Origin of the sequence: Pseudescherichia sp., from assembly GCF_031979925.1 — a bacterium.
In the GTDB taxonomy this organism is placed as follows: Bacteria; Pseudomonadota; Gammaproteobacteria; order Enterobacterales; family Enterobacteriaceae; genus Pseudescherichia.
In genome coordinates this window covers 1-4,330 of record NZ_DALZFB010000029.1, presented here as the reverse complement: position 1 = coordinate 4,330, position 4,330 = coordinate 1, and the positions used below count along the sequence as shown (strand labels likewise).

Here is a 4,330-nt window from a genome sequence, read left to right as displayed (position 1 = left end):
TGGTAGTGTGGGGTCTCCCCATGCGAGAGTAGGGAACTGCCAGGCATCAAACAAGCAGAAGGCCATCCGTAAGGATGGCCTTTTTGCGTTGCGGCTGACAGACGCCCGGTGGCGCTGCGCTTACCGGGCCTACAGACGATGCCGCTCCCGCAGGCCGGGCAAACGGCGTGCCGCCCGGCGTGGTAACCTACAACGACAACCACAAGCGATCGTCCAGCATATGGGGTACACTAGCCCTGTTTTTGTCTTTGGATAGCGTCTATGAATCACTCCCTTAAGCCCTGGAATACCTTTGGCATTGCGCATAATGCGAATCACATCGTGCTTGCCGAAAATGTGCAACAGCTCCTTAGCGCCTGGCAGAATGCCGCGCAGATCCAACAGCCCGTATTGATCCTGGGGGAAGGGAGTAACGTTCTTTTTCTGAATGATTTTGCCGGAACCGTTATTGTTAACCGCATCATGGGTATCGATATCACCGAAAAACCCGATGCCTGGCATCTGCACGTTGGCGCAGGGGAGAACTGGCACCAGCTGGTTCAGTACACGCTGGGTAAAGAGATGCCCGGCCTGGAGAATCTGGCCCTGATACCGGGCTGCGTAGGTTCATCCCCCATTCAAAACATTGGCGCGTATGGCGTTGAGCTACAGCGCGTGTGTGACTACGTTGACTGCATTGAGCTTGCTACAGGCGATACGCTGCGTCTTACCGCCCAGGCGTGCCGCTTTGGTTACCGGGACAGTATCTTCAAACATGAGTATCAGCACTCTCATGCCATTGTTGCGGTGGGGCTACGCTTACCAAAGGCATGGCAGCCGGTACTGACCTATGGCGATCTGGCACGTCTCGATCCCGCTACCGCCACGGCGCAAGAGATCTTTGATACCGTCTGCAATATGCGCATGAGCAAACTTCCCGATCCAAAAGTAAACGGAAATGCAGGAAGCTTCTTTAAAAACCCTGTAGTAAGCACAGAGGTGTCGCAGCAGCTGCTGACTCACTATCCTGATGCGCCGCACTATCCACAGGCTGATGGCACCGTTAAGCTGGCTGCCGGCTGGCTTATCGATCGCTGCCAGCTGAAAGGCACAACGGTAGGGGGAGCGGCCGTTCATCGCCAGCAGGCGCTTGTGCTTATCAATGAGCACCAGGCGACCAGTAAGGATGTAGTAGCGCTGGCACATCATGTACGCCAGCAGGTAGGCGAAAAATTCAATGTCTGGCTGGAGCCGGAGGTACGTTTTATCGGCCCAACGGGAGAAGTGAACGCTGTGGAGATTATTGCGTGAAGGACAATACTATTCCATTAACCCTGATTTCAATCCTTGCCGACGGCGAGTTCCATTCAGGAGAGCAGCTGGGTGAGCGCCTGGGCATGAGCCGGGCGGCCATTAACAAACATGTCCAGACTCTGCGCGACTGGGGCGTTGACGTCTTTACCGTACCCGGAAAAGGGTACAGCCTGCCGGAGCCCATCCAGCTGCTAAGCCAGGATTTCATCAGCAGCCAGATAAACCAGGGCCAGGTAGCGGTACTGCCGGTTATTGATTCAACGAATCAGTATCTGCTGGATCGTATCGGTACTCTACAGTCAGGCGATGCCTGCGTTGCCGAATATCAGCAGGCGGGGCGGGGTCGGCGCGGACGTAAATGGTTTTCGCCTTTTGGGGCGAACCTCTATCTCTCCATGTACTGGCGTCTTGAACAGGGTCCTGCCGCTGCCGTTGGCCTGAGCCTGGTTATCGGTATCGTGATGGCAGAAGTGCTGCGCGATCTGGGTGCCAGCCAGGTGCGTGTTAAGTGGCCCAACGATCTCTATCTGCAGGATCGCAAGCTGGCTGGCATTCTTGTTGAGCTGACTGGCAAAACCGGTGATGCGGCCCAGATCGTAATCGGGGCAGGGATCAATCTGGCGATGCGGCAGGTTGAGTCTGACGTCATCAACCAGGGGTGGATCAATCTCCAGGAGGCGGGGATCAATATCGACCGAAATACGCTGGCCGCCCGGCTGATTAACGAGCTGCGCGCAGCGTTGGAGCTATTCGAGCAGGAGGGGTTAGCCCCTTATCTTTCCCGCTGGGAAAAACTTGATAACTTTATTAACCGTCCGGTCAAACTTATTATTGGCGATAAAGAGATTGTCGGTATTTCACGCGGAATAGATGCGCAGGGCGCGCTGCTGCTTGAGCAGGATGGGGCGATCAAAGCCTGGATGGGCGGTGAAATTTCGCTAAGAAGCGCAGAATAATAACGATTGAGGGAGCATAGTGCTCCCTCTTTTATTTGCGTAACCGTACCTGCTCAACGGCATGATTAGCGCTTTTAGTCATGATGAGACTAGCCCGTTCACGGGTTGGTAATATATTCTCTTTCAAATTCAAGAAGTTGATTTCCTGCCACAGGGAGGTGGCGACCTTAACAGCCTCCTCTTCAGAGAGCTTCGCATAGCTGTGGAAGTATGAGTCCGGATTACTAAACGCTCCTTCACGGAATTTTAAAAAGCGATTGATATACCAGCGCTGTAATAGCTCTTCCGGGGCATCAACATAAATGGAGAAATCAACAAAGTCCGAGACAAATACGTGGTGCGGATCGTGAGGATAATCCATCCCGCTCTGTAACACGTTCAGGCCTTCGAGAATTAAAATATCGGGGTGGGTAACCGTCTTATCCCCATCGGGAATAACATCATAAATAAGATGGGAGTAAACGGGGGCAGTCACGTCCGGCACGCCCGATTTGAGATCGGAAACAAACTTCACCAGACGGTGCATATCATAGGACTGCGGGAAGCCTTTCTTCTTCATAAGGCCACGGTCTTTAAGCACCTGGTTTGGATGCAGGAAGCCATCGGTGGTAATTAACTCTACCCGGCGATGCTCTGGCCAGCGACTCAGCAGTGCCTGTAATACGCGAGCGGTGGTGCTTTTACCTACGGCCACGCTGCCAGCGATGCTGATGATATAGGGGATGCGCTGTCCGTTAGTACCCAAGAACTGTTCCAGCACGGCCTGACGGCGCAGATTGGAGCTGATATAGAAATTGAGTAAACGCGACAGAGGCAAATAGATCTCGGCAACCTCTTCAAGGGAGAGATCTTCATTAATACCTTTCAACCGCGCAATTTCCCCTTCCGTCAGGGTCATAGGCACTGAAGCACGAAGTGCAGCCCACTGGCTACGGTTAAACTGTAAGTAAGGCGTCATTAACGTTTGCTCTGCTGCATTCATAAGCATGTTTCTGCCTGCCATTGATCGTCACCGTTGCGGGGATAAACGTTCAGCGATGCGCAGTCCTGAAAGACAGCTCAATGGCACGCTACATTGAAGTTTATTATGGACAATGGGCAGGAGGGTAACATCAGATTGCGGGTAAGGATAAGAAAAAATAGTTGCGAATAGTGCTTTCACTGATACACGTCACGTAACAGGATCGGCACATAATCATTTAGCCTCTTTCTAACGTTCTTGCTCCTCTCTGTAAACTCGCAAAACGTTGAATATTTGTTCGTCGTTGCATGAAATGACAGCATTTTTTCATGCCAGCGCACAAAATGTGAGCGATAGAACGTTTTATGCGATTTTTTTGTTGCATGAGTTCGCAGGTCTCCCTAGAATGCGCGCTACTTGATGCCGACTTAGCTCAGTAGGTAGAGCAACTGACTTGTAATCAGTAGGTCACCAGTTCGATTCCGGTAGTCGGCACCATCAAGTCCGGTGGGGTTCCCGAGCGGCCAAAGGGAGCAGACTGTAAATCTGCCGTCACAGACTTCGAAGGTTCGAATCCTTCCCCCACCACCACTTTCTGGCAGCGTTTTCGCCGCCGGAGCTGGTCAAAAAATTCGACCAGCTCGAACTTAAAAAGAGAGAAATCTCTTTTTTTGTTACAGAAAGAACTGGGTAGCCGAGTTTCAGGATGCGGGCATCGTATAATGGCTATTACCTCAGCCTTCCAAGCTGATGATGCGGGTTCGATTCCCGCTGCCCGCTCCAATACGTGCTGATATGGCTCAGTTGGTAGAGCGCACCCTTGGTAAGGGTGAGGTCCCCAGTTCGACTCTGGGTATCAGCACCACTTCACTTCTCCCTCCCGTTTCTCTCTGTTTCAATTTAAATGTATTCAACAGTTCAGGCATGTTCGCCTGGTTGATGTGGTGATATCACCGATTTATCCGTGTCTTAGAGGGACAATCGATGTCTAAAGAAAAGTTTGAACGTACAAAACCGCACGTTAACGTCGGTACTATCGGCCACGTTGACCATGGTAAAACAACGCTGACCGCTGCCATCACTACCGTTCTGGCTAAAACCTACGGTGGTGCTGCTCGCG

At 52.1% G+C, this 4,330-nt stretch carries 4 protein-coding genes and 4 tRNA genes; 7 read left to right on the top strand and 1 reads right to left on the bottom strand.

Features of this window, described 5'->3' with window-relative positions:
* Positions 1 to 261: 261 nt before the first annotated feature.
* Positions 262 to 1,290, top strand: a complete 1,029-nt coding sequence (murB, locus tag RTM13_RS20165) for a UDP-N-acetylmuramate dehydrogenase (protein ID WP_312214529.1) — start codon at positions 262 to 264, stop codon at positions 1,288 to 1,290.
* Positions 1,287 to 2,249 (top strand): bifunctional biotin--[acetyl-CoA-carboxylase] ligase/biotin operon repressor BirA, encoded by a 963-nt coding sequence (gene birA / locus RTM13_RS20160; RefSeq protein ID WP_312214527.1) that lies wholly within the window; start codon positions 1,287 to 1,289, stop codon positions 2,247 to 2,249. Before murB ends, birA begins: the two co-directional genes overlap by 4 nt.
* Positions 2,250 to 2,280: 31 nt before the next feature.
* Here birA and coaA read toward each other — a convergent pair whose 3' ends face one another.
* Complete coding sequence (gene coaA / locus RTM13_RS20155) at positions 2,281 to 3,231, bottom strand: type I pantothenate kinase (RefSeq protein ID WP_312214531.1); 951 nt, start codon at positions 3,229 to 3,231, stop codon at positions 2,281 to 2,283.
* 401 nt (positions 3,232 to 3,632) lie between these two features.
* Here coaA and RTM13_RS20150 point away from each other — a divergent pair.
* From RTM13_RS20150 to RTM13_RS20130, 5 genes are all read left to right on the top strand, one after another.
* Positions 3,633 to 3,708, top strand: a tRNA-Thr gene (locus RTM13_RS20150).
* Positions 3,709 to 3,716: 8 nt separating this feature from the next.
* A tRNA-Tyr gene (locus RTM13_RS20145) sits at positions 3,717 to 3,801 on the top strand.
* 117 nt (positions 3,802 to 3,918) lie between these two features.
* Positions 3,919 to 3,993, top strand: a tRNA-Gly gene (locus tag RTM13_RS20140).
* 6 nt (positions 3,994 to 3,999) lie between these two features.
* Positions 4,000 to 4,075, top strand: a tRNA-Thr gene (locus RTM13_RS20135).
* A gap of 119 nt (positions 4,076 to 4,194) precedes the next feature.
* The coding region (locus RTM13_RS20130) for a GTP-binding protein (RefSeq protein ID WP_000031653.1) at positions 4,195 to 4,330 on the top strand (136 nt) is incomplete at its 3' end.